This window comes from Segatella copri, assembly GCF_009494835.1.
GTDB lineage: Bacteria > Bacteroidota > Bacteroidia > Bacteroidales > Bacteroidaceae > Prevotella > Prevotella copri_F.
The window spans coordinates 1-2,214 of record NZ_VZBE01000077.1 but is presented as its reverse complement, the minus strand read 5'-3'; the positions used below and the strand labels follow the sequence as shown (position 1 = coordinate 2,214).

General features: G+C 41.7%; 1 protein-coding gene. It reads right to left on the bottom strand.

Annotated features, from left to right (window positions below):
* Positions 1-134: 134 nt before the first annotated feature.
* A complete protein-coding gene (locus F7D47_RS11670; protein ID WP_228115086.1) occupies positions 135-1,625 on the bottom strand; it encodes an ATP-binding protein in 1,491 nt (496 codons plus the stop codon).
* Between the last annotated feature and the right edge of the window lie 589 nt (positions 1,626-2,214).

The following is a 2,214-nucleotide window of genomic DNA, read 5'->3' as shown; positions in this document are numbered from 1 at the left end:
CTTTCAAGGCTCTCGCCATCGGACAGCTGCCCGTGGCGAAGAATCCGTGTAGGAAAAGTATTTTCTTCATTCTTATAAATTATTGTCTGTACCTTTATGTAGCAAATTGGATGGATGCAGGATTAGTTTTTGTTTCATTCCTTTTTCCTTACTTCCCAATGACCGCTATAGCCGCTACCTACATACACAACATGAGGCATTTTTGCGATACGACGCTTGATAGTTTTAGAGGTTACGCCTATTTGTAAAGCCAATTCTTCTGTTGTTATTTTAGGATAAACAGCTACTTGATATTCTATCCATTTATCTAAATCATCGCCTTGAGTGCCACTTTGAGTGCCACCTTGAGTGCCACCTTGAGGGACATCTTGAGGGACATCTTGAGGGACATCTTGAGGGACATCTTGAGGGACATCTTGAGTATCACCTTCGTTTTCCACAAAGTTTACCTCAATATCAGGATGAGTTTCCTGCCAAGCCAAGATCATATTAGGAAATGTGACAGTAAACTGGGCACGGTCGGAGAAGAAGGTCGGAAGCATCTTTTCTTCAAAATAGGGAAGGGCTTTGATTGGATTGATGATTTTGCCCATGCCCGAACCTTTACGCTCCATATAACCCAACTGAGCAAAGATATCTGCGATAACCGGATTGCGTCTGACAGAAGGAATATCTTCTAAGTTCATCGTCTGGATAAGTCTTCCTTCCGGCATGGAGCCTGGAGAGTAAATCACCATACGGTCATCGTACATATCTACATGCACCTCGCTACCTTGAATCAGATAGTCGCGATGAGCCAGGGCATTCACTACAACTTCCATCACGCAACGTTCCATATATTGAGGAATCTCAATGCGCTGCATCGGTTCTTTATACCAAAGGGTACGATTGTTGCGACGGATGAAGGACATGGTGTCTTCAAGAAGAGTTACAAGTCCGCCTGTAATCTCTGCGCTGTCGAGAGCATCGATGCTTCCTCCTGCTTTTGTCTTGCCGTTCCATCTTGTGCAGAACACACGGCTTTGGCGCAATGGACATTCGTCTGCCATCAACAGACCGGCATAGGTAAGTATTCCCTTGTTGTCAACCAGGCCAAACGAGCGGTAGAGCTTATTGTCGAAGCTCAGACCATTCCAGGCATAGTAGCGGCTGCGAAGCTTTGAAAATGCATAATCTTCAAACATTTCATCGCTTGGGCGTGCATCGAATGAAGAGTTGCGACCTCTTAATACTAGACGCTTATGTTCGGTACTATCAGCCACAACCGATTCGTTGCCAATGCGCACAAAGGTTTCAAGAACGCTGTCGCCTATATAATAATAAGGTGTATCTTCGCCTCCATGCACATGAAGAATGAGCAATTCCTTGTCTTCTACACGCTCTATCTTCAAGTCGATTTGCGGCATAGGATCAATGCGCTCCTTAATTTTCTGGCTGATAAATTCGGCATCAGTCTTGGCATCGGTCAACCCTATGATAGTATCGTCATCGGCAATACCAAACAATAGGCAACCGCCACTGCCATTGGCAAAGGCGCTGACGCTCTTCAGCCAACTTTTCACTTTACGGCGTTCCACTTCCTGCTTCTTATCGTATTCAGTAGTCTCACCTATATATTTTGCCATGTCCATATTTACTTAATTTTTGATTATTCATTATGCGCCTGTAATCTAGGAGGATAAGCCATGCTCAACTCCCATATCAGCGCAATATATCTGCAAAAATACAAAAAATATTCAGAAAAGTGATTTTATGGATGGATTTTGTTAGCCGGGCGAACTCGATTTAACCTTATTTTATAAGATAGAGGGATATTTTGATAATCTGAAATCCTTAATGACCGGATTTAGGAATATATGTACATATATACACCAAGGGTGTATGCTCGTGATGAGTAAACTCCCTAATCTTGTTTTAGGAAGATACGGAATTGTACTGGATGTCAGTAATTTATTCTTGGGTGCCACTTTGAGTGCCATCTTGGGTGCCATTACATAATTTCTCTTTACCTCACTTTGCAAGTGACACCTCTCCTTACCAAAATAAAATCTCACGAAATTATAATTTTTCATAAAAAGAACATTATATGATACTTTTCCTTGTTTCATCCAAAAACGAATCAAAACCATTATATGTTGGTCATATCTGTCTAAAACGTGTTGTTGATTCCTAAGACATAGCCAAATTTTTGAGCAACTTTTTGTGTTAATAAAT